The 23,668-nt window shown below is 70.4% G+C and carries 16 protein-coding genes; 11 read left to right on the top strand and 5 right to left on the bottom strand.

Going from position 1 to position 23,668, the window contains the following annotated elements; genetic code table 11:
* Nucleotides 1-68: 68 nt before the first annotated feature.
* Nucleotides 69-1,100: an aldose 1-epimerase gene (locus ACTIGN_RS22865; RefSeq protein WP_439628168.1), complete on the bottom strand. Its 1,032-nt coding sequence runs from the start codon at nucleotides 1,098-1,100 to the stop codon at nucleotides 69-71.
* A gap of 267 nt (nucleotides 1,101-1,367) precedes the next feature.
* Between ACTIGN_RS22865 and ACTIGN_RS22860 the strand changes: the two genes are divergently transcribed.
* A complete protein-coding gene (locus ACTIGN_RS22860) occupies nucleotides 1,368-2,420 on the top strand; it encodes an Ldh family oxidoreductase (RefSeq protein WP_439628166.1) in 1,053 nt (350 codons plus the stop codon).
* 206 nt (nucleotides 2,421-2,626) lie between these two features.
* Here ACTIGN_RS22860 and ACTIGN_RS22855 read toward each other — a convergent pair whose 3' ends face one another.
* Entirely contained in the window at nucleotides 2,627-3,985 is a 1,359-nt protein-coding gene (locus tag ACTIGN_RS22855; RefSeq protein WP_439628165.1) for a hypothetical protein, read from the bottom strand.
* 788 nt (nucleotides 3,986-4,773) lie between these two features.
* Here ACTIGN_RS22855 and ACTIGN_RS22850 point away from each other — a divergent pair.
* The 5 genes from ACTIGN_RS22850 (at nucleotide 4,774) to ACTIGN_RS22830 (ending at nucleotide 13,216) form a co-directional block, all read left to right on the top strand.
* Nucleotides 4,774-6,486, top strand: a complete 1,713-nt coding sequence (locus ACTIGN_RS22850) for a sigma-70 family RNA polymerase sigma factor (RefSeq protein ID WP_439628163.1) — start codon at nucleotides 4,774-4,776, stop codon at nucleotides 6,484-6,486.
* A gap of 163 nt (nucleotides 6,487-6,649) precedes the next feature.
* Nucleotides 6,650-8,374, top strand: coding sequence for a CotH kinase family protein (locus ACTIGN_RS22845; protein WP_439628161.1), 1,725 nt, complete (start codon nucleotides 6,650-6,652; stop codon nucleotides 8,372-8,374).
* Between the two features lie 151 nt (nucleotides 8,375-8,525).
* Nucleotides 8,526-10,043: a methyl-accepting chemotaxis protein gene (locus ACTIGN_RS22840; protein ID WP_439628159.1), complete on the top strand. Its 1,518-nt coding sequence runs from the start codon at nucleotides 8,526-8,528 to the stop codon at nucleotides 10,041-10,043.
* Nucleotides 10,044-10,222: 179 nt separating this feature from the next.
* Complete coding sequence (locus ACTIGN_RS22835) at nucleotides 10,223-11,407, top strand: NPCBM/NEW2 domain-containing protein (protein WP_439628157.1); 1,185 nt, start codon at nucleotides 10,223-10,225, stop codon at nucleotides 11,405-11,407.
* 210 nt (nucleotides 11,408-11,617) lie between these two features.
* Entirely contained in the window at nucleotides 11,618-13,216 is a 1,599-nt protein-coding gene (locus tag ACTIGN_RS22830; RefSeq protein ID WP_439628155.1) for a DEAD/DEAH box helicase, read from the top strand.
* A gap of 311 nt (nucleotides 13,217-13,527) precedes the next feature.
* Here ACTIGN_RS22830 and ACTIGN_RS22825 read toward each other — a convergent pair whose 3' ends face one another.
* The 3 genes from ACTIGN_RS22825 to proB all read right to left on the bottom strand — a co-directional run bounded on the left by ACTIGN_RS22825 (nucleotide 13,528) and on the right by proB (nucleotide 15,781).
* Nucleotides 13,528-13,962, bottom strand: coding sequence for a hypothetical protein (locus ACTIGN_RS22825; protein ID WP_439628153.1), 435 nt, complete (start codon nucleotides 13,960-13,962; stop codon nucleotides 13,528-13,530).
* 3 nt (nucleotides 13,963-13,965) lie between these two features.
* On the bottom strand, nucleotides 13,966-14,493 hold the full coding sequence (locus ACTIGN_RS22820; protein ID WP_439628151.1) for an RNA polymerase sigma factor: 528 nt from the start codon (nucleotides 14,491-14,493) through the stop codon (nucleotides 13,966-13,968).
* Nucleotides 14,494-14,629: 136 nt separating this feature from the next.
* Nucleotides 14,630-15,781 (bottom strand): glutamate 5-kinase, encoded by a 1,152-nt coding sequence (gene proB / locus ACTIGN_RS22815; protein WP_439628149.1) that lies wholly within the window; start codon nucleotides 15,779-15,781, stop codon nucleotides 14,630-14,632.
* A 291-nt stretch (nucleotides 15,782-16,072) separates the two neighbouring features.
* On the opposite strand from proB, the gene ACTIGN_RS22810 reads away from it, so the two are divergent.
* From ACTIGN_RS22810 to ACTIGN_RS22790, 5 genes are all read left to right on the top strand, one after another.
* Nucleotides 16,073-17,791 (top strand): S41 family peptidase, encoded by a 1,719-nt coding sequence (locus ACTIGN_RS22810; protein ID WP_439628147.1) that lies wholly within the window; start codon nucleotides 16,073-16,075, stop codon nucleotides 17,789-17,791.
* A gap of 168 nt (nucleotides 17,792-17,959) precedes the next feature.
* Nucleotides 17,960-18,829, top strand: coding sequence for a carboxylating nicotinate-nucleotide diphosphorylase (gene nadC / locus ACTIGN_RS22805; RefSeq protein WP_439628145.1), 870 nt, complete (start codon nucleotides 17,960-17,962; stop codon nucleotides 18,827-18,829).
* Nucleotides 18,826-19,599: a biotin--[acetyl-CoA-carboxylase] ligase gene (locus tag ACTIGN_RS22800; protein ID WP_439628143.1), complete on the top strand. Its 774-nt coding sequence runs from the start codon at nucleotides 18,826-18,828 to the stop codon at nucleotides 19,597-19,599. Before nadC ends, ACTIGN_RS22800 begins: the two co-directional genes overlap by 4 nt.
* A 180-nt stretch (nucleotides 19,600-19,779) precedes the next feature.
* Entirely contained in the window at nucleotides 19,780-21,066 is a 1,287-nt protein-coding gene (locus ACTIGN_RS22795; RefSeq protein WP_439628141.1) for a phenylacetate--CoA ligase family protein, read from the top strand.
* A gap of 47 nt (nucleotides 21,067-21,113) precedes the next feature.
* Nucleotides 21,114-23,483, top strand: a complete 2,370-nt coding sequence (locus tag ACTIGN_RS22790; protein ID WP_439628139.1) for an outer membrane protein assembly factor BamB family protein — start codon at nucleotides 21,114-21,116, stop codon at nucleotides 23,481-23,483.
* Nucleotides 23,484-23,668: the final 185 nt, after the last annotated feature.

Raw genomic sequence — 23,668 nt, 5'->3', positions numbered from 1 at the left:
GGTTCTCGCCGGACTGCCAACTCTAGTGCGAGAACGTCACCCTGGCAAACGCCACGGGTGAACCCGCCTCACAACTCCCCGGGCACCCAGCGGTACTCGACGGGCTCCGACCACCGCCCGCCGACGGGAACGGTGAGCCAGTTCGACGGCACGCCGCGGGCCGCGAGGTTCGAGGCGTCGGCCGAGCAGGTGTACGGTTCGATGGCGATCGCGTGGCGGTGGGCTGGGGTAAAGAGTACCAGATTGCGGAACCCCGCGCCGACCAAAAACTGGACGCACCCGGCCGCGTCGGGGTGCGACAGGACGGCGAGCTGGCTCAGCCCGCTCACCCGCGGGGCCGCCTCGGGCGGGGCCGTGAACACGTGGTCGAGCTGCACCGCCCCGACCGGCTTCGGCTCGCGGAAGTCGAGCGCGTCCGGCACCGGGACGCGGTTCCCCGTGGGGAGGTTGCTCTCGGCCTCCCACAGTTCGCCCATGTTCGCCTGGAGGACGTGCCCGCCGACGTCCGCGTCGGTCACCCCCGGGAGCCGGAAGTACGGGTGGTAGCCGAGGCCGAAGGGCAGGGGCTTGTCGCCGAGGTTCGTCACCGTCGCCTCGACCCGCAGCGCGTCGCGGCGGAGCCGGTACGTCACGGTCAGCGTGAAGTCGCTGGGCCACGTCGGGAGCGCCTCGGGGAAGTCCTTCGAGAGCGTGAACTCGCCGGTCACGTACGCCGAGTCGGGGCCGCCGTTCCACTCCACCACCCGCCACGGGTTCCGCGGGGTGAACCCGTGGATCGCGTGCTGCTTCGTGTTGTCGGTGAGCGCGAGCTGGTAGGTGCCGCCCTCGAACGGGAGCTTCCCGTCGCGGAGCCGGCCGGGGAACGGGAACAGGATCGGGTGCCCGCTCCGCGTCGGGACCGGGTTCGACTCCCAGTCGGGCATCGTGAACAGCACGTCGGCCCAGCGGCCGTCGTCCTGGCGGAGCTGCCAGCGCAGGCAGTTGAACCCCCACTGCGGCCACACCTCGGCCCGGACCGTGCTGGCCGCGTCGGTCAGTTCGTACACGTCGCCGGCGCGCTCGCCGGCCTTGTTCGGCGCGATGTGGACTTCGAACGACATGGGCGCTCTCGCTGGGGCTGACGATGGGTGACGTTGATTGTAGGGTGGGAGTTACCACGCGTCGCCAACGGTTTTCTCCCTCACTCCTTAGCGGGAGAGGGCAGCAGGGCTCTGCGAGCGGGTGAGGGGTGAAGCTCAACGGGAGGTTGGCGCTTGACCCCTCACCCGGCCGCGAAGCGCGGCCACCCTCTCCCGCAGAGGGGAGAGGGCAAACCCGAGCGACACGTCACTGCGCCCAACCACTCACCCAACCAGAACCGACTCCCCATGCCCACGCACTCCGCCGCGACGCTCACCGCCCTGGCCCGGTCCCTGTTCGAGGCCGCGGGCGTGCCGGCCGCCGACGCCGCGGTCGTCTCGAACAGCCTCGTCGACGCCAACCTGTGCGGGCACGACTCGCACGGCGTCATGCGGATCCCGCAGTACATCGACTTCCTCAAGAAGGGCACGTTCAAGGCCGGGGTGCCGCTGACCGTCATCAACGAGACGCCCGCGGTCGTCGCCGCCGACGGCAACTGGGGGCTCGGGCAGGTGCAGGCGTACCGGCTGCTCGACAAGCTCCTCCCGAAGGCCAAGGCGCTCGGCGTCGCGGCCGGCACGCTGCGGCAGTGCGGGCACGTCGGCCGGCTCGGGGAGTACGCCGAGTTCGCCGCCCGCGAGAAGATGGCGCTGTTCGCCGCGGTGAACTCGCACGGCTCGGGCCGCCGCGTCGCCCCGCCCGGCGGCACCGAGGGCCGCATCAGCACCAACCCGATCTGCTTCGGCGCGCCGACCTCGACCGACCCGGTCGTCCTCGACTTCGGCACCAGCGCCGCCGCCGAGGGGAAGGTGCGGGCGCAGTTCCAGAAGAAGCAGCCGTGCCCGGACGGGTGGCTCATCGACAACGCGGGCGAGCCGACGACCGACCCGAGCGTGCTCTACAACGAGCCCCGCGGCAGCCTCGTGCCGTTCGGCGGCTCGCAGGCGTACAAGGGGTTCGGCCTCGGCCTGCTCCTCGACCTGCTGTGCGGGGGGCTGTCGGGCGGGTCGTGCAGCAACCCCGCGTTCCCGCTGCCGGGGGCCGGGAACGCCGCGGTGTTCGTGCTGTACAACCCGGCGCTGTTCGGCGGCACCGAGCACTTCCTGAAGGAGTCCGACGGGCTCACGAGCTACGTGCGGTCGTGCCCGACGGCCGCCGGCGCGGGGGCGATCACCCTCCCGGGCGACCCCGAGCGCAACACGAAGGCGAAGCGCCTGGTGGACGGCATCGCCGTGCCGGACGGGACGTGGGAGCTGATCTCGAAGACCGCCGCGGAGTTGAAGGTGTCTTTGCCGGCGTGAGAGGAAAGAGTGAATGATTGTTTATCCGCAGATTACGCAGATGGACACAGATTAGAAATTAGAGGACAGAGAACAGAAGTCAGAGATCAATGCAAGAGCCATACGCTCCTCTATCCTCTGTCCTCTGTCCTCTGTCCTCTGTCCTCTGTCTGAAAATCTGTGTCCATCTGTGTAATCTGCGGATAAACACTCTTCTCTCTTCGGCGTCACTTCCCCGCGGGCTCTTCGATCTTCTTCGTCACCGACAGGCTGCGGATGACGCGCTCCACCTCGGGCTTGAGCGCGTCGGCGTCGGCCGCCGGGATGCGGGCGGCGAGCGTGACGCCGCCGTCGCTCTGCGCCAGCACCGCGTACTCCAGCCGGACCCTGTCGGCCCCGAACGTCGCGTCCATCCCGAAGCGGTCGAGCTGGACCGGCTCGGCCCGCACGCGGGTCGGCGCGTCGACGCCCCCCAGGGTCGCCTTCTCCTTCTGGAGGAAGGCGTTGATCTCCTTCGCGTAATCCGCGGCCGTCGGCACCTTCGCGGTCGGCTCGACGGTGATGAGCACCCCCGACCCGCGGGCGTGGTCGAGCGTCACCTGCTTCCCCTGCACGGCCCCGACCCGCCACCCGCGGGGGTAGAGGAACCGAACCCCGAGCCGCGGGTCGTCGTACAGGAGCAGCGTGTTCTCGGCGTTCGGCCGCAGTTCGAGCCCGCGGAGCGAGGCGTCCGACAGGTCCGGCGGGAGCTTGTCGAGCCGCGCCCGGGTCATCGTGAACTGGCCCTCGATCCGCCCGACGACCTGCCCGGACCCGTCGAGCAGTTCGTGCGTTCCCTTCAGCGAGAGGTACGCGAGCGTCGCCGCCCCGAGGTCGAAGTACGCGGTGCCGTCGAGCTTCTGGCGGCTCGGGCCGTCCTGGTTCACGCCGCGGACCGTCCCGGTGATCTGGAGCCGGGCCATCCGCTGGTTCCCGATCTCGGTGGTGCCGACGAACTCGACCGTGAGGTCGCCGGCCTCGATCTTCTCCATGTCGGTGAGTTCGGCGACCGCCGCCGGCGTCACCTTCCAGGTGTCCCCCTTCTTCACGGGGCGACCCGGGAGCAGGCCGGGGACCACCGCCGGGTTGAACACGTCGGTGCGGACGACGTCGATCTCGCCCCAGGTGAGCGGACCGTCGGGCGAGAACGGGGCGCGGCGGTTCTCGGTCTTGATGACGACCATGCGGCGAACCGACGGGCGGATCCCGGCGTCCTGGGTGGCGTTGCCGAGCGTGCGGCCGAACTCCACCTCGCGGTACCCGCGGACCGCCTTGAGGGTCCCGGCCTCGTCCGGCGGCAGCACCCGCTCCTCGTACGTCACGCGGCTGGTGCCGGCGAGGGTGACCAGCTCGGGTGCCTTCCCCTTTTGAAGCGGGACCGCGAGCCGCCCCGTGAGCTTCACGGCGACGTCCACCTTCGACGCGTGCCCGGGGTCGAACTTCTCCTGGAGCGTGACCGCCGCGTCCTGACCCGCGGCCGCCCCTCCGATCAGCCAGAGACAGGTCAGTGCGAGACCGATCCGACCGCGGGTGTGTGTTGTGGGCATGGCGCGTCTATGAATGGGGTCGGGGCGGGGCTCGGCGGGCTCAAACGAACGTTCCGGCCCAGTCGCAAACTTCAGCTAGTTTAGCGCGTGTGACGCCGAGTTTGTGAGCAAATCGGCTCCGATACGCGGCTTCTGGCCCGCCGGTCCGAAAGTTGTGCGGAATAGTTAAATTGCACCGCGCGTGCGGGCTTTATCGGACCCGCGGGAAGAACGAACACCCCGGTTGCAACAACGAACAGGGGACGTGTAAAAGCGACCAGTACCGGTTACCGAATTGAGGCCCCTCGGGCCGCAATGGGCGGGAAATCTGAAAATACGCGGCGGCGTAACTCGCGATGAGATCAGGGGAAACGATCCGTGCCGGGTCGGGGACGCGAACCCGCACGCGGTTTGGCAAGTGAAGTGCAATTGCCCTTGACGACCTCGCGAATCGCACCGACGAACACGACCGGCACGATCCAAACGAACCCGAGAACGCGGGCACTAAGTGTCCGATTCGACGGAACAGTGCGGATTGCCCCTGGTGGGCCGGGTTCGGCGAAAGAGCGAACCCGATTGCCGAGGTGATGTATCCAACTACAGGACGGTACGCAAGCCTGAAACCTGTTTCGGCATTCGCCCCCCTCAACTTGAGGAAAGGGCACGCGAATCAGGGAGTATTTCCGGTAGCGAAACGGATACGCGGGTCGAGCGAATCACGAGGTAGCGGAACTTCGACCAAACACCCCGGGACCCCGTTCCCGGATGAACGACAGATCGCGGACGCGGTCCGCGGCCGGGAGGAGCCGGTGAGCGAGTTCAAGACCACAGCCCTGAAGAACCTGGCCGAGCAGCAGACGCGGTTCGCCCCGCCGGCCCGCCGGCGGGCGCAAGTCGCCGCCGCCCTGAAGCTGCTCGCCGAGATCGACCCGGCGCGGCCGTACCCCTACCAGTACGTCTGCTTCCGGCTCACCGACTTCCGCTCCGACGCCCACGCGGACCTGCTGATCGCCGGCGACGCGCTGCGGCACGACCTCGAGCTGTTCGCCCGGCGGGTCGAGCGGTCGGTCCCGGCGACGCCGATCGAGCAGACCGTCGAGCCGATGCTCACCCTCGAAGAGGTGAGCAAGCGGTTCAACGTGTCGACGAAGACGATTTCGCGGTGGCGGGTGAAGGGGCTCACGTCCCGCCGCGTCAAGGTAAACGGCCGCAGCCAGCTCGGGTTCCCCCGGGTGGCCGTGGAGCGGTTCATCGCCGACCACCCGACGCTCGTCGCGAAGGGTGCGAAGTTCAGCCACCTGAGCGACGAGGAGAAGGACGGCATTCTCCAACAGGCACGAGAGTTGCGGGACTCGGGACTGACGCTCACCGAGGTGAGCAAGAAGGTCGCGGCCCGGCTCGGCCGCAGCCCCGAGGCGATCCGGTACACGATCAAGAACTTCGATCGGTGCCACCCGGACGGCGCACTATTTCCCGCCGCCGCCGGGCCGCTCTCGGTCGTCGCCAAGGAACAGATCTTCCAGGCCAAGCGGCAACACGACCTGGCCCGGGGGCACGCCAAGCTCTCGGGGGACGCCGTGGAGGACACCGTGACAACGATCGCCAAGCAGTTCGGCCGGACCCGCTCGAGCATGTATCGGGTGGTCAACGAGGTCCGGGCCAAGGAACTTGTCAATACGAGCGTGGACTACATCTACAACGCCGAGTTCGACGACCCCGCTCGCGAGGCCGCGATGCTCGCCGAGATGCCGGGGAACGCCGAGTTCGAAGCCAAGCGAGCCGGGAAGACGCCCCCCAAGGACGTCCCCCCGCAGATGATGCACCTGTACGAGTGGCCGCTGCTCTCCAAGGAGCAGGAGCAGCACGTGTTCCGGAAGATGAACTTCCTGAAGCACAAGCTGCACAAGCTCCAGGGCACGATCGACCCGGCCCGGGCCCGGGTCCACGAACTCGTGGCCGTCGAGAACCTCCGGGACGGCGTGAAGAAGTGCCGCGACCTGCTCATCAGCTGCAACCAGCGGCTCGTCTACGCCCAGGCGAAGATGAAGCTGGCCAGCGGCGAGAGCATCGACGACCTCGTCAGCGACGGCAACCTGTCGCTCATGCGGGCGGTCGAGAAGTTCGACTACGGCCGCGGGTTCAAGTTCAGCACCTACGCGACGTGGGCGATCATGAAGAACTTCGCCCGGTCGATCCCGGACTCGAAGACCCACAAGCAGCGGTACATGACCGGCCACGACGAGCTGTTCGAGGCCAAGGCCGACGTGCGGACCGACGAGCAAGAGGTGCTGGCCACCGCCGACGCCGCCAAGTCCCGGGTCGCCAAGCTGCTGGAACACCTGGACGCCCGCACCCGGGAAGTGATCCGCATGCGGACCGGGCTCGACGGCTCCCAGGAGATGACGCTGGAGCAGATCGGCCAGCACTTCGGCATCACGAAGGAGCGGGTGCGGCAGATCAACGTCCGCGGCATGAAGCAGCTCCGCGAGTGGGCCGCCAAGGAAAACGTCGAGGCGCTGTAACGCCACACCACCCCCGGCCCGCCGGGGACCAACACCCCACCGCGGCCCACCCGAAAACCGGGTGGGCCGCGGGCGTTTACCCTCACGCAATCTTCATCGCTCGAATGCTACGCTGGCGGTTCCTCTCGCGTTCCAACTCGCTCGGACCCTCGAGGTCGAACCCGTGACTCGCTATGTCCTGCTCAGCGCGGCGCTGTTCGGTGCCGCGCCCGTCGCGTGCGCCGCACCGCCGGGCGACGCGAAGCCCGACACCGATCAGGCCGCTGCCACGCTGCTCGAAACCACAAGGGTGTGGAGGGCCGAGGTCCGGCTGTCGGCCGACGACTGGAAGGCGATGCAGCCGAAGGGCGGCGGTCCGCCCGGGTTCGGCCCCCCGGGCGGCGGGGGTGCCGGTCGCCCGCAGAACTTCAAGTTCAGCTACGAGTTCCCTTACGCCAAGGGCACCGTCGCGTTCGCCGACGACACGCTGATCGACGTGGGCGTGCGGTTCAAGGGAAACGGCACGTACATGATGTCGGCGAACAACGCCAAGCGGCCGTTCCGGCTCGACTTCAACCGGTACACCGAGGGCGAGCAGTACCGCGGGCTGAAGGCGCTGAGCCTCGCGAACAACGTCATGGACGCGACCCGGGTGCGCGAGGCCGCGGCCTACGACGTGTTCCGCGCCGCCGGCGTGCCCGCCCCGCGGACCACCTTCGTCGAGCTGTCGCTGCACGTGCCCGGCAAGTACGACCACCAGCTCCTCGGCGTGTACACCGCGGCCGAGCCGATCGACAAGACGTTCCTGAAGCGGCACTTCAAGAGCGGGAAGGGGATGCTGCTGAAGCCCGAGAAGCTCCCGGCCGGGTTCGAGTACCTCGGCGACGACTGGGCGCCCTACGCCGACCGCTACGGGCCGAAGGACGAGCCGACCGACGCCCAGAAGGCGCGGCTGATCGCGTTCACCAGGCTCGTCAACAGGGCCGACGACGCGGCCTTCAAGAAGGAGGTCGGCGACTACCTCGACGTGGACGGGTTCCTGCGGTTCCTCGCGTCGGTGTCGTTCCTGTCGCACTACGACAGCTTCATCGGTCTGGGTCACAACTACGTCGTGTACCTCGACCCGGGGTCGAACAAGTTCGCGTTCATGCCGTGGGACGCGGACCACGCCTTCGGCGCGTTCTTCCCGTTCGGCCAGCCGGCGCAACTCGCCGACGCCAGCGTCCTCCACCCGCACGGCGGCGACAACAAGCTCATCGACCGGCTCCTCGCGGTGCCCGAGATCAAGGCCGCGTACCTGGGGCTGTACAAGAAGCTCGGCGAGTCGGCGTTCGAGCCGGGCCGGGTCGCGAAGGTGATCGCGGCGTGCGAGTCGGCGGTGAAGGAGCCGGTCGCGCGCGAGGTGAAGGCGAACCCGCGGCCGGGCGGCTTCGGACCGGGCGGCTTCGGCGGCGGTCAGATGAGCCCGGCCGATTTCGTCGCGGCGCGGGCGAAGTCGGTCGCTTCGCAACTCGCTGGTGAGAAAACCGGGTTCGTGCCGCGGCCGTTCGGTGCCGGCGCCCCCGGCGGCCGGTTCGGTCCGCCGGCCGCGGTCAAGCAGCCCGACCCGGCGAAGTGCGTGGACGCGTGTAAGGCGGCCGCGGCCGCGTGCGAGGCGAGTGCGAAGCTGGCCGCGGAGCAGAAGCACGGGGCGTGCGAGGCGCTCTGCGTGTCGTGCTCGCGGGCGTGCCTGCTGTGCGCCGAGCTGAGCACCGCGAAGTCGCTCCTCGCGGGCGACGCCTGCGTGCTGTGCGAGAAGCTGTGCCTGGAGTGCGCCGCCGCGTGCGGGAAGCTCGACGGCGCGGCGTTCAAGGGGTGCGAGAAAGCGTGCCGCGAGTGCGCCCGGGCGTGCGCCGACGCGCGGCGGTGACCCGGCCGCGCGCCGCACATCCGGCACAACCCGCAGGAATCCGCCCGCGATCCGCACCGGCGGCGCAAGTCCCCGCACCCCTCCTCCCCGCGGGTGGTAATCTGGGCGTAGTTTTCCGGTGAACCGGTCGGACGCCTTTGGGGAGCCCGCGATGCCCGGCTTGCAGAACGTCAGCGTGCGGGCGCGGCTGTTCGCCCTGGTCGCGGTCAACGCGCTCGGGCTCGTCGCGGTGCTGTCGCTGGCGGCCTACGTCGCGTACACGTACCGCGTCGGCGGCCCCGTGGCCGAGCGGCTCGCGACGGTCCAGGAGTTCAAGGCGCGGGTCTCGCCGGCGACGCTGTACGTCCGCGGGGCGTACCTCTCGGCCCAGGAGCTGGAAACCGAAGCGACCCCGGACGAGGTCGCCCGCCTGACGGCCCGGTTCCTCGACGCGGAGGCGGCGTTCCAGCGGGACTACAACGCGCACCAGGCGACCCTCCCCGACGGCGACCTCAAGCGGCTGTTCACGACCGCCCTGTACCCGGCCACGCTCGAGTTCTTCCGGGTCGTCCGCGAGGAGTTCCTCCCGCTCGTCGGCCGGGCCGACCAGCAGGCCAAGAGCCGGGTGCTCAACCAGCGGGTCAAGGCCGCGTTCGCCCGGCACGCGGAGGTGGCCGACCGGGTCGGGGCGATGGCCGACGAGGCGGCCCGGGCCGAGGAGCAGGCCGCGCTGGCGGCCACGCACTACTGGACCCGGGTGATGGTCGCGGTCGGGGGGGCGTGCCTCGCGGTCCTGATCGGCGTCGGGTGGGTGGTCGTGAACGGCATGGTGGCGAAGACCCGCGGGGTGGTCGACCACGTCCGCGAGTCGTGCCTCAGCGTGCTGTCGGCCGCGTCGCAGATCGCGGCGACCGCCCGCCAGCAGGAGACCACGGTCACGGGCCTCAACGACATGACGACGCAGATCGCGGCCGCGGTCCGCGAGATCACCGCCGCCGGCAAGGACCTGTCCGGCACGATGGGCGAGGTGAACGAGCGCGCGAACCAGGCCGCGGCGCTGGCCGCCTCGGGACGCGAGGGACTTGGCGGGATGGAGCGGACCATGGGCGGCCTCGTGGACGCGACCGCGTCGGTCTCCGCGAAGCTGACCTCGATCCGCGAGAAGGCGGACAACATCAACCTCGTGGTGACGACCATCACGAAGGTGGCGGACCAGACGAACCTGCTGTCGATCAACGCGGCCATCGAGGCCGAGAAGGCCGGCGAGTTCGGCCGCGGGTTCCTCGTCATCGCCCGCGAGATCCGCCGCCTCGCCGACCAGACCGCGGTCGCCACCCTCGACATCGAGAGCCTCGTGCGGCTCATGCAGACCGCGGTCGCCGCCGGGGTGATGCAGATGGACAAGTTCACCGACGAGGTGCGGACCAGCGTGACCCGCGTCGGGCAGATCAGCGCCCAGACCGGGCAGGTGATCGCCGAGGTGGGCGGGCTGAGCACCCGGTTCGAGCAGGTGAACACGGGGATGCGGGATCAGCAGGTCGGGGCGGCGCACATCAACGAGGCCATGGGGAACATGTCCGAGAACATTCGCCGCACGGCCGCGTCGCTGGTCGAGTTCAACGCCGCGACCGCCCAGCTCCGCGAGTCGATCTCGGGGCTCAACAACGAACTCGCCGGGTTCCGGGTCTGACTCGGAAAAGGTCGTTCTGGTCCGAGCCCGAGCGCCGAGCGAGGGGTGTGCGTGAACCCTCGCTCGGCGCTCGGGCTCGGACAAATTGCATCACTCACCCGAGATGTGAACGACCCCTGTGCGCAGGCGTCGTCCGGGCTTATCACAACCCGGGTGTCCGCCACGCCGGGGGGTCGCCGATGTTCGCGCTGGTTCTCGCACTCCTCCCCGCCGCGGACGACGGCCGGTTCGTGGTCGTCACGGCCGCTGGCGAGCCGGTCGTCGGGAAGCTCGCCACACTCACGCCCGACTTCACGGCGCGCGTCGGCGCGGCCGACCTCAAGGACGTGCTGAGCGTGCGCCGCGTCGCGCGGCCCGTCCCGCCGCTCCCCACCGGCCCGCAACTCGTCACCGCCAACGGCGACCGAATTCCCGGGGCGCTCGTCGGCGGAGAGCGCGACGCGCTGCGGTTCGCGGCCGCGGCGGTCGGAACCGACAGCGAGAAGGCGTGGCTGGTCCCGCTCTCGGCGGCCGCCGTCCTGTGGACCGCCGACACCCCGGCCGACACGCCGCCCGACCCGGCCCGGTACGCCTGGACCGCGGGGAACAAGAACCGCGACGTGGTGCGGTTCCGGAACGGCGACACGACGCGCGGCGTGATCGGGATCGCGGCGGACGCCCCGACGTTCCGCCTCCGGCCCGACCAGGGCGAGCCCCGCGACGTCCCGGCCGCGGACGTCGGTGCGGTCGCGTTCAACCCGCTCCTCACCCGGCCCCGCAAGCCGAAGGGGCCATTCCTGCGGGTCGTCCTGTCCGATGGCACCCGGCTCGCCCTCGTGAACGCGACGGTCGCCAACGGGGGCTTGAGGGGCGAGACGACGTTCGGCCAGAAGGTCGCGCTCCCCCTCGCCGAGGTGGTCGCGCTCGACGTGTTCCAGACGAAGGCGACGTACCTGTCCGACATCAAACCGGCGAGGGCCGAGTACGCGGCGTTCCTCGGCGTCACCTGGCCGTGGCAGCCCGACCGCACCGCCCGCGGCCTGCCGCTCCGCCTCGCCCTCGCCGACGGCGATTCGACCTTCGACAAGGGCATCGGCACCCACCCGAAGACGACGCTGGCCTACGACCTGGGCGGGAAGTACAAGCGGTTCGAGGCGGTGGTCGGGCTCGACCCCGACCGGGGCCGCGGGCCGGTCGTGGTGCGCGTCCGCGTGGACGGGAAGGATCAAACCGTGCCGGGGCTGGCGGACCTGACCGCGGGGAAGGCGGTGCCGGTGCGGGTCGACGTGGCGGGGGCCAAGGAACTGGTTCTCGAAGTCGAGTTCGGGCCGGGCGGCGGCGTGCGGGGCGGCGTGAACTGGGGCGACGCGCGACTCGTTGAATAGCGCCGCGCGCGGAACCCGGGTGGACAAGGACCGCCATCACGGTTTAAGATGAACGAGAATTGGAAGTCCGGTGTGTCGCTGCACACCCTTCCTGCCGGCCGCGGCCGCGTTCGCGCGTCACCCCGGTTGGCCGATCCGCGGACACCACCACCGTCCGCCGCACCGCGGAGTCGCACACACGAGGCGGACAGACGCCAACCGATGGAGCCAGTGTTGACCCCCCCAACCGACGGGGACTTTAATCCCGCCCCCGAGCTGGACGATCGCGACGAAGACCTCACCGACGACGAAACGGCCGAGGCCGACAACGAATCCGACGAGACCGATGACCTCGACACCGACGCCCCGGAGGCCGAGGGCGCGGACGACACCGACCCGACCGCGGACCCGGACCACGAGAACGCGCCGCCACCGGAAACCGATCCGGCGATGACGTTCGCCGACCTGAAGCTCAACCGCGCCGTTCTGGACGCCCTCGCGCAAGCGGGCTACACCCACCCCACGCCGATCCAGGAAGCGGTCATCCCTCCGGCCCTCGCCGGCAAGGACGTGATCGGCCAGGCCCAGACCGGGACCGGCAAGACCGCGGCGTTCACCCTCCCGTTCCTCGCCCGGTGGCGGCCGCACAAGCTCAAGGGGCCGATCGGCCTCGTCATGACGCCGACGCGGGAACTGGCCCTCCAGGTCTCCAAGGAGGCCGAGAAGCTCGCCCCCAGCGCCCGGTTCTCGGTCGTGGCGGTGTACGGCGGCACCGGGATGCAGAAGCAGCTCACCGGGCTGGCCCGCGGCTGCGACCTCGTCGTCGGCACCCCCGGCCGCCTCCTCGACCACCTCCGCCGCGGGTCGATGACGCTCGACCACCTGAAGTACGTCGTCCTCGACGAGGCCGACCGGATGCTCGACATCGGGTTCCGCCCCGACATCGAGCGGATCCTGAAGCGGTGCCCCCTCAAGCGGCAGACGCTCCTCATGTCGGCCACCGTGCCGGACACGATCAAGCGGCTCGTCAACCGCTACATGACCGACCCGGTCCACCTGCACATGACGCCGGCGACGATGACGGTGGACAAGATCCGGCAGTCGTACTTCACCGTCGAGGCCGACAAGAAGTTCGCGCTGCTCACCAAGGTGATCGCCCGCGAGAAGCCGCGGCAGTGCCTGATCTTCGTCGAGCGGAAGCGGTGGGCCGACAACCTGTACCGCGACCTGAAGCGGGTCGTGGCCGGGGCCGCGGTGATCCACGGCGACCTCCCGCAGACGCAGCGCGAGAAGATCATGGCCGCGTTCCGCACCGGGGACATCAAGTTCCTAATCGCCACGGACGTGATGAGCCGCGGGATCGACGTCGAGGGGCTGTCGCACGTCGTCAACTACGACCTGCCGATGGACATCGAGAACTACGTCCACCGGATCGGCCGCACGGGCCGCATCGGGCGGGACGGCATCGCGATCGCGTTCGCGACGCCGGAACAGGGCGGGCTGCTCACCGACATCGAGGTGATGATCAACCGCCTGATCGAGCGGGACGAGATCCCGGGCGACTGGTACACGCCGCGGCGGGTGTCGTCGCCGACGGCGGCGCCGCCGCCCCCGCCCCCGCAGGTGAAGCGGGACGAGCACGGGTGGGGGGTCGAGGACGACTTCGGGCCGATCGAGAAGCTCGGCGTCGGCCCGGGCGAGGCGGCCCCGACCGACGACCCGTTCGCCGCGCCGGGCGCAACCGGCCCGACCGGTCCGGCACCCGCCGCGCCGCAGCAGAAGAAGGCCGTGTTCGGCAAGTCGCGCCGCCGCTACAGCGACCGGCTGTGACCGGCCCGCGTGGTTGATGTGGGTGGAGGTGGCTGCCCCTCACCCGCGACTCGCAGAGCCTCGTCGCGACCTCTCCCCGTCGGAACGGGGCGAGGTGGGGCTCGCCGGTGTCACCCCACTCTCACCGGACCGCAACGCTGTGGGGAAGACCCGAGGCAACACCTCGCCCCGTTCCGACGGGGAGAGGTCGCCGCTCTTCGCGGCGGGTGAGGGGAAATCACGTCACCCGTTCCAACGCCGCTTCGACAAGTGAAAACACGGAGAGCCGGCCCTGTTGGGCCGGCTCTCCGTGTTTTCTGGCTCGCCGCGGATCAGGGGAGTTCGATCTTCGGGGCGGTGAAGCCGTCGGTGTTGCCGTTGAGCGCCTTCTCCTTGCGGAGTTCCTTGAGGGCGTCCGGGTCGGACGCCGTCATGGGGTTGAGGTTCATCGAAGGGCCGTTCGGCGCGCCGCCCGGGGCCGGGCGGTCGGCCGACTGGAACCCGCTGGAGAGCGTCCAGCAGGTGCCGATCAGCAGCGCCACCGAGGCGGCCAGCGTGTACCGCGACTTGTTGCCCGCGTCGCGGCCGGCGGCGACCGGCTGGTTGCGGGGCGCGTCGACCTGGGCGGCGCGGGCCGCGGCCAGGGACGACGGCTCGCTGTGCGCGCCCGGGGCCGGCGCGACCGGCCACGGGTGCTTCACCTGGGCCTTGAAGAACGTGGAGAACATCGCGTCGAGCGAGTCGTCGGAGAGGTTGGTCGTGCTCATGGTTCAGTCATCGGTTCGGGGTTGGGCGGAACCGAAATCTCCGTGGGTCGAAAGTTTTTCGGCGAGCCGCTGGCGGGCGCGGCTCAGCCGCATGTGGACCGCGGTGACGGCAATTTCGAGCCGCTCGGCGATCGTGTTCGCGTCGTAATCGAGGGCGTACCTCAGGGTCAGGATCTCGCGGTCCGCCGGGGCCAGTTCTTCCAGAACGGCCCGCAACTGGGCGAACATCTCCTCCTGTTCCAGTTTCTCCACCGGCATCGGCTGCGACGACCGCACGCCGTTCAGCAGTTCCGGCGGTTGCGTCCCGTTCCGCCGGAAGGCGCTCTTGGCGAAGTCCTCGGCGAGGTTCCGGGCGACCCGCAGCAGCCACGCCCGCGGGTTCTGGATGTCGTCGCCGGCCTCCCACTGCTTCCACAGCCGCAGGAACGCCTCTTGCGTCACGTCCATCGCCTGGTCGGAGTCCATCCACCGGGCGTAAGCCAGGGCCCAAACTTCGCGGCTGTGCTGCGCGTACAGGGCTTCGAACTCCACGCGGCGGGGCGAGCCAGTGGGGCCGGAGCCGGGGCTCTCGGGCGGTTTCGCGGACCCGTGGGGCATCGCCGGTCAGTTCAATGAGAGAAGCGGTCCGGCGTCGTTGTCACAATGAAGACGACGACCCGCCGGTATCCTAACTGACCACGACCAAATTGTCGCGGTGGACCAACTCGGGGTAAGGGACGCTCCCGAGGAGACTTACGATCTGGTCCGTTTGCTTTCCGCGAAGAAGTTGTGCGTCTTCTGCGGAGTAGTTGCTGAGCCCGCGGCCGATCTCGACCCCGGCCGCGTCGCAGATCGCCACCACGTCGCCCTTTCCGAACTCGCCCTCCACCGCCGTAACCCCAACCGGCAGCAGGCTCTTCCCCTGCTCGACGACCGCGCGGGTCGCCCCCTCGTCGATCCGCAGGGTGCCCTTCGGCCGGGCGGTGAACCCGAGCCAGCGCTTCCAGGCGGGCACGTCGTCGCCGTGCGGCAGGAACAGCGTCCCGACGGGCTCGCCGGCGAACACGCGGTCGAGGATGCCGTCGAGGGAGCCGTTCGCCATGACGACCGACTCGCCGGCCGCGGTCGCGAGCCGGGCGGCCCGGAGCTTGCTCTTCATCCCCCCGGTGCCGAGGGCGCTCTTCGTGTTCGCGGCCAGTTCCGTCACCGACCGGTCGATATTGGGAACGGTGGCGACTAATTTCGCATCCGAATTGCTGCGGGGATCGTCGGAATAGAGCCCGTCCACGTTCGTGAGCAGAACGAGGAGCGGGGCGCGGAGGAGGTTCGTGACCATCGCGGCGAGGTGGTCGTTGTCGCCGAACTTGATCTCCGCGACCGCGACCGTGTCGTTCTCGTTGATGATCGGCAGCGCGCCGTACTCGAACAGCGTGCGGATCGTGTTGCGGACGTTCAGGTAGCGGGCGCGGCTGTCGAAGTCGCCGGCGGTCAGGAGGATCTGGGCCGTGTGGACGCCGTGCGGGGCGAGGCTCTCCTGGTAGAGCTGCATCAGGGCCGACTGCCCGACCGCGGCGCAGGCCTGGAGCTGGGGCAGGTCGGTGGGCCGCTTCGCGAGGCCGAGCTTCCCGACCCCCGCCCCGATGGCCCCGGAGGTCACCAGGACGACCTTGCGGCCCCCCGCCCGGACCCGCGAGAGCTGGTCGGCGAGCGACTGGATGCGGTACCGGTCGAGCTGACCGGTCGCGTCGGCGAGGACGTTGGTCCCGACCTTGATGACGACCGTGTGTGCGCGGGCCACGGTTTCGAGGCGGAGCGGGTCGGGCTGGGAGAGGCTGGACATTGGGTGACCGATCGGGGAACCGGCGAATGCTACCGAGAGGGTGTACCGATCCGGGGCGCCCGCCGCAACCCGACCCCCCGGGGCGTCCCTGCTTGGGCCGCTGGCCCGGCGAACCCGACCCCCGGGCGTCACTTTCCTGTAACAGCACAAACTAAGGTTTGACGCGGGCGGCGTGAAGTGGTTACTATCGAACTCCATGTGGTCGTTCGGTCCCCACCCTCTCCCCTCGAACCCCGCACCCATCAGCCGAGCGCACTGACGCGATGAACTCCTGACCAAAGGACATCGGCAATGACCGCGTGGGCGACAATCCGCCGGGTGAGCAGCGGGGTGACCGTTCCCCTGTTCTTCGTGCTCGTCACTCCGACGCTCGGCCAGGGGGCCGACGACGCAAGTCAACCGCACAAGCCGAACAAGCTCACCCCCGCCCAGTGGCGGGCGGGCGCCGAGGCGGCCGAGAAGGCCAACGACTGGGAGGCGGCGTTCACCGCCTACTGCCACCTGTTCGTCGCCGAGCGGAACTCGCCCGAGGTCCGCGAGCGCCTCAACCACGCCCTCCGCCGCTCGCAACAGGTCCGCCGCCACCGCGACCCGGCGTTCCAGCAGTTCGCCGCCGGCATGTCCACCCTCGACGCGATGCGGCTCTTCGCCGAGGTGCTCACCAAGGTGCCGGTGCTGTACGTCGACCGCGAGCGGGCCACGCCGCAGATCCTCTGGGAGCACGGCATCGAGGAACTCGCCCGGGCGCTGGACAACCCGGTGTTCCGCCAGGTGTACCTCGACAGCCCCGCCGCCGCGAAGGCCGACGGGTTCCGCAACTCGCTCCGCTCGTCGTGGGCGCGGCAGCCGGTCGCCAACGCGAACGACGCCCGCCGGCTCCTCCCGAAGTTGCTCGACGCGGCCGACGCCGCGTTCGCCACCCGGATCCGCGCCGCGCTCGTCCTCGAAATCGTGTGCGGGTCGTGCGCCGGGCTCGACGAGTACACGGTGTTCCTGAACCCCGCACAGTACAACCCGCAGTCCGTCGCGGCCGCGCCGGACCTCACCGCCCAGGGCGTGTACCTCGGGTACGCCGACGGCGGGCTGGTCGTCGCCGGGATCGCCCCGGGCTCGTGGGCCGCGCTGGAGGTTCCCGGGCTGCGGAAGGGCGACCGCGTCGCCACCCTGAACGGCAAGGCGATGGCCGCCGCGACCCCCGCGGCGGCCGCCGAGGCGCTGCGGACCCCCGTCGACGGCTACCACGAGTTGGAAGTTCTGGGCGAGGACGCCGAGGTCCCGGCCTTCGTCGCCCGCCTGCCGGTCGTCGTCCCCACGGTCTACGGCACGTCCGTCGCCGCCCCGAAGGACTCCCTGCCCGGGAAGGACGGGGCCATCGGCTACACCCGCATCGGCCGCATGGCGGCCACGACCCCCCGCGAACTCGACGAGGCGATCCACGGGCTCAAGGCCCGCGGCGTCCGGGCGCTGGTCATCGACCTCCGCGGCAACATGGGCGGCTCGTTCCTCGCCGGCGTGGACACCGCCAAGCGGCTCATCCCGGCCGGGCTGATCGTCACCACCCAGGGGCAGACCGCACAGGTCGACAACCAGCCGTTCTCGTCCGACAGCGGCATGAGCGCCCACGACCTCCCGGTCGTCGTCCTGGTGGACAGCGAAACCGCCTCGGCCGCCGAGGTGCTCGCGGCCGCCCTCAAGGACCACCGCCGCGCCACGCTCGTCGGCATGCCCACCTTCGGCAAGGGGGCGGTCCAGTACCCCGTGCGCCTCGACGCGCTCGACGAGAAGGACGCGGGCGGCCAGCCGAAGACCGGCCGGTCCGGCGGCGTCCGGCTCACGATCGCCAAGCTGCTCTCCCCGAGCGGGGCGGCGATCAACGGCGTCGGCGTCACCCCGCACGTCCTCGAGATGCACCCGGCGCAGCAGCTCGACCTCGCCTTCAAGAAGGCCGTCGAACTCCTGCCCGCGAGCCCGCTCCCGCCGGCACCGATGGCGCTGCCGATGATCCCGTGACGCCGGATGTGTAGCAGTTGCACTTGGTGGGGCAGGCATTCTTGCCTGCCGCTGGAGGCGGTTGGAGGCAGGCAAGAATGCCTGCCCCACCAGTCAGGAACGAACCCAATAGATTCGGTCTGCCACAGAGGGGTCCGCGCTTCCGGGCGGGCCTCGTACAATCTCGGCATGCCCAGCTTCACCCCCGACGAGGCGGCCGCGTGCCGCCGCCTCATTGACCTCGCCCTCGCCGAAGACCTCGGCACCACCGGCGACCGCACCAGCCTCGCGACCATCCCCGCGGCGACCACGTGCGGGGCCGCGTTCGTCGCGCGCTCGCCCGGGGTCGTCGCCGGCATCCCGGCCGCGGAACTGGTGTGCGCGGCCGTCGATCCGGCCCTGCGCTTCGAGGCGGTAGTTCCCGACGGTTCCCCTGTGACACGGGGGATCGTGATCGCGACCGTCGACGGCCCGCTCCGCTCGGTCCTCGCCGCGGAGCGCACGGCGCTGAACTTCCTCCAGCGGCTCAGCGGCGTGGCGTCGCTCACGCAGAAGTTCGTGGCCGCCGTCGCCGGCTCGTCCGCCAAGATCCTCGACACCCGCAAGACCACCCCGGGCTGGCGGCTGATCGAGAAGTACGCCGTGCGGTGCGGCGGCGGACACAACCACCGGATCGGGCTGTACGACGGCATCCTCATCAAGGACAACCACCTCGCGGGCATTGGCGGCGACGTGCGGCGGGCGGTCGAGGCGGCCCGGTCGCACCCCGGGAACGCCGGCCTGCCGGTCGAGGTCGAGGTGGACACGCTCGCACAACTCGAGGTCGCGCTCGCCGTGCGGGCCGACATCGTCCTGCTCGACAACATGACGCCCGATCAACTCCGCACCGCGGTCGCGCGCCGCAACGCGGTCGCCCCCGGCGTGCTGCTCGAAGCGTCCGGCGGCGTGAACCTGGTGACCGTCGGTGACATCGCGAGGACCGGCGTGGACCGCGTCAGCGTCGGTGCGCTGACGCACTCGGCCCCGGCACTGGACATCGGCCTGGACTACCTCGCGTGACCGCCCCCGCCCCCCGCGACTCGTGGACCCTCGACACGGCGAACATCGGGCGCCGCGTCCTGCTCTTCGACCGGCTCGACAGCACCAACACCACCGCCGCCGAACTCGCCGCGCACCACGAGAGCGGGCTCGTGGTGGTCGCCGACTTCCAGACGGCCGGTCGCGGGCAGTACGGCCGCGTGTGGCAGTCGCGGCCCGGCAGTTCGCTCCTCATGTCGGTCGCCCTGCGGCCCCCGCCCGACCTGTGCCGGCCGGTGGTCCTCACCGCACTCGCGGCGGTCGCGGTCGGCGAGGCGGTCCTCGCGCTCACCGGCGTGCAGGCCCGCATCAAGTGGCCGAACGACGTGCTCGTTCGGGGCAAGAAGGTGTGCGGCATCCTGATCGAGAACACCACCGCCGTCGTCGTCGGGATCGGGCTGAACCTGACCCAGACCGCCGCGGAGTTCGCCGCCGCCGGGTTGCCGGACGCGACCTCGCTGGAGATCGTGGGCGGGCGGCCGATCGACGCGGCGACCGCGGCCGAGGTCGTCGTCCGCAAGCTCGATTACGAGTACGGGCGACTGCTGGCCGGCGAGCGGGTCGCGGTCGAGGCCGACTGGAAGTGGCGCATCGGGCTGCTCGGCCGGCCGGTCGTTGCGGAACTCTCCGACGCGTCACAGGTGTCGGGCCGGCTGCACGAGATGAGCTTCGACGGCCTGGAACTGGACACCGGCGAGTGCGGCTGGCGCGTGCTGGTGCCGGAAACGGTCCGCCAACTGCGGCCGCTGTGATCGCGTGCCGACTGGCATCGGCCGTGCCTTGAGGAATTCTTGTAAAGCGCACAATTTCGGGCGGTATGCCCCAACACTTGGCGGCTTGTCGGCTCGCGCCCGGACCGTATATTTCCGTCGACCCTGCCTGCGTCTCATCGGACGCCGCCACTCGCGCCGGCCCCGATCGGGAGTTTGTCCGTGGTGTCTCCCACAACTCCCACCCCCGAACTCCAGGCGGCCCAGCTCGGCCGCGTCCGCGAGCTGCTCGCCGCGATCCTCCCCGCGAACCGCTTCTACGCCGGCAAGTTCGCTGGGTTGCGGCCGAACGACGTCCGAACGCTCGCCGACTTCGCACAGCTCCCGTTCACGACGAAGGCCGAACTCGCCGCCGATCAGGGCGAGCACCCGCCCTACGGCTCGGCCCTGACGTTCCCGTTCGAGAACTACGCCCGACTCCACCAGACCTCGGGGACCAGCACGGGCCGGCCGCTGCGGTGGCTCGACACGCCCGAGTCGTGGGAGTGGCTCCTCGGGTGCTGGCGGGTCAGCTTCCCGTTCATGGGGCTGACGGCCCGCGACATCATCTTCTTCCCGTTCTCGTTCGGGCCGTTCCTCGGGTTCTGGACGGCGTTCGAGGCGGCGTCCCGGGCCGGCTACCTGTGCGTCCCCGGCGGCGGCATGACCAGCACCGCCCGCCTGCGGTTCCTCATCGACCACGCCTGCACGGTCGTCTTCGCCACCCCCACCTACGCGCTCCACCTCGCCGAACTCGCCGCGAAGGAGGGGATCGACCTCGCGAGCGGCCCGGTGCGGGCGCTCGTCGTCGCGGGCGAGCCCGGCGGCAACATCCCGGCGACCCGCGAGCGGATCGAGGCCGTCTGGGGGGCGCGGGTGTTCGACCACTACGGCATGACCGAGATCGGCCCGGTCGCGGTCGAGAGCCACGACCAGCGCGGCACGATGTACCTGCTCGAGTCGCAGTACCTCGCGGAAGTGCTGGCCCCCGACACGAATACTCCCGCGGCCCCCGGCGAGTTCGGCGAACTCGTGATCACGAACCTCGGCCGCACCGGGAGCCCGCTGGTCCGCTACCGCACCGGCGACCTCGTGCGGGTCGCGACCGACGCGGACCCCGCGGGCCGCACCTGGCGGCGGCTCGCCGGGGGCATCCTCGGCCGCGCCGACGACATGATCCACGTCCGCGGCAACAACCTGTACCCGGCGTCGATCGAGTCCATCGTCCGCCGGTTCCCGCAGGTCGCCGAGTACCGCATCGTCGTCGATACGAGCGGCTCGCTCGCCGACCTGCGGATCGAGGTCGAGCCGCGGGACGGGGACGGCCGCGACCTCGCCGACAGCGTGGGCCGGGCCGTGCGCGACGAGTTGCTGTTCCGCGTCGAGGTGTCGGCGGTCCCGTGCGGGAGCCTGCCCCGGTTCGAGATGAAGGCCCGCCGCGTGGTGCGGGCCGGTGCGCCGGCGCCGTAACGAGTAGAATGGTCCGCGGAGTTCCACCGCTGCCCCAGGGGTCCGACATGCACCCGTACCGCCTCTTCCTGCTGCCACTGTTCGCCCTCCTCTCCGCCCCGCTGGTGTCCGCCGCGGGGGCCGCTGACTGGGTCCACTGGCGCGGCCCCGAGCAGAACGGGCACTCGAAGGAGACCGGCCTGCCGGCCGAGTTCGACCCGAGGCAGAAGGAGAAGGGGAACGTCGCCTGGACCCAGCCGTTCGGCGGCCGCTCGGCCCCGCTCGTCATGGACGGCCGGCTGTACATCATCCAGGGGACCGGCGAGGGGCTGGGCGAGGCCGAGCAGGTCGTGTGCTTCGACGAGAAGACCGGCAAGAAGCTCTGGGAGTACCGCGTCAGCGTGTACCACACCGACATCGTCTCCAGCCGCCTGGGGTGGACGACGCTGGCGGCCGACCCCGCCACCGGGCACGTCTACGCCCACACCACCGCCGGCGCGCTGCTGTGCCTCGATAGGGCCGGGAAGCTCGTCTGGACCCGGCATCTCACCGAGGAGTTCGGCCGGGTCACCGGGTACGGCGGCCGCATCGTGTCGCCGGTGTTCGACAGCGGGCTCGTCATCATCGGCATGGTGAACGGGAGCTGGGGCGACCTGGCCCGCGGGCTGAACCGGTTCGTCGCGTTCGACGCGAAGACCGGCGAGGTCGTGTGGTGGTCCACCCTGAGCCCCGACACCCTCTACGGCACGTACTACTCGATCCCCGTCGTGGCGGTGATCGGCGGGCAGCGGCTGCTGCTCACCGGCGGGGCCGACGGGAGCGTCCACGCCCTGAAGGTGCGGACCGGCGAGGTCGTGTGGAGCAAGCAGCTCGCCAAGGGGGTCATCAACGGCTCGCCGGTCGTCAGCGGGAACCTCGTGTACTTCTCGCACGGCGAGGAGAACCCCGAGGGCGCGCCGATCGGCCGCATCGTGTGCCTCGACGCCTCGCAGATCGACCCGGCCACGAAGGACCCCAAGGTCGTGTGGGACACGTTCCGCCGCAAGTACAAGGCGAACCGGAACCGCGAACTCGCGAACCGGTTCGGCCTCGCGTCGGCGGCGCTGGCCGACGGGCTCCTGTACGTGCCGGACGACACCGGCGAGCTGTTCTGCTTCCGGGCCAAGGACGGCGAGATGCTCTGGAAGTCCCGGTACGCGACCGAGGTCCGCGGCGCGCCGCTCGTCGCCGACGGGAAGCTGTACGTCTTCGACGTCAAGGGCCGGATGCTCATCTACAAGCTCAACGGCGAGAAGGCCCCGGACCCGGACGAAACGTTCGAGTACAAGTTCCCGGCGAAGGACGGGCTCCCGACCGAGACCAACTGCACCCCGATCGCCGTCAACGGCCGCGTCTACTTCACGACCCGCACCGATCTGTACGCCCTGGCCGACGCGGGCGCGAAGGCCGGGGCCGGCAAGTACGAGGCGGGGCCCGAGGAGGCGCCGCTCAAGGAGGGGGCGGTCGCCGGCGTGCGGCTGTTCCCGGCCGACGCGTCCGCGAAGCCCGGCGAGAAGGTGACGTTCCGGGCGGTTTTCTTCGACGCCAACGGCCGCGAGGTGAAGCACGACGCGAAGGGCGAGTGGTCGCTCCCGGTGCCGCCGCTGCCGAAGGGTGCGACGACCCCGCCGCCGGCGCTCCAGGGTACCATCGCCGACGGCGTGCTGGCGCTGGCCCCGGTGCCGAGCCAGCAGGGGTACGTGGACTTCCAGGCGGGCGGGCTCAAGGCCCGCGCCCGCGTGCGGGTCGTGCCGCAGATCCCCTACGCCCAGAACTTCGACAAGCTCCCCCCGGGCGCGGCCCCGGGCGGGTGGGTGAACGTCCAAGGGAAGTACCTGGCCAAGAAGCTCGACGACGGGAGCCTCGTGCTCTCGAAGGCGAACACCGACGCCCGGCCCCCGCTGGCCCGCGCCAACGGGTACATCACCTCCCCGGAGGCGACCGACTACACGGTCCAGGCCGACATGCAGGGCACCAAGGTCCGCGACCGGATGCCGGACATGGGCCTCGTGAACTGCCGGTACACGCTCGTCCTCGACGGCAAGCCCGACCCCGCGACCGGCAAGCGGACCCTGCGCCTCACCTCGTGGGACGCCCGCCCGCGGATCGGCCACGAGGTCCCGTTCGACTGGCAGCCGGGCGAGTGGTACACGGTCAAGTTCACCGTCGAGCAGACCGAGAAGACGGCCGAGCTGAAGGCGAAGGTGTGGAAGCGGGGCGAGGCCGAGCCGGCCGAGTGGACCGCCACGTTCAGCGACCCGAGCCCGAACCGGGCCGGCGCGGCCGCCCTGTACGGGTACGTCACCAACGTGACCGACGCCGAGCCGGGCTCCGACATCTACTACGACAACGTGACCGTGACGCCCAACAAGGCCCCGGCTAAGGCTCCGAACAAGTGACGTCCGGACCGCGGCGTTCTGTAGCCGGCCTCTGTGAGGCCGGTGCTTCGGGACTCGCGAAGGCCCGGCCTCACAGAGGCCGGCTACAAAAGAGCAGCGGATCAACCCGGCTCGGAGCGAGCCCGTGCCCGGGATAAGTCATCGGTGGTTGGCGGGCCGCCACGGAGGGCGGCCCCTACGAAACT

It is taken from the genome of Gemmata sp. (assembly GCF_051859125.1).
Classification (GTDB): domain Bacteria; phylum Planctomycetota; class Planctomycetia; order Gemmatales; family Gemmataceae; genus Gemmata.
Note: the sequence above shows the minus strand (reverse complement) of the source record. Positions and strands in the feature narration are given on the sequence as shown.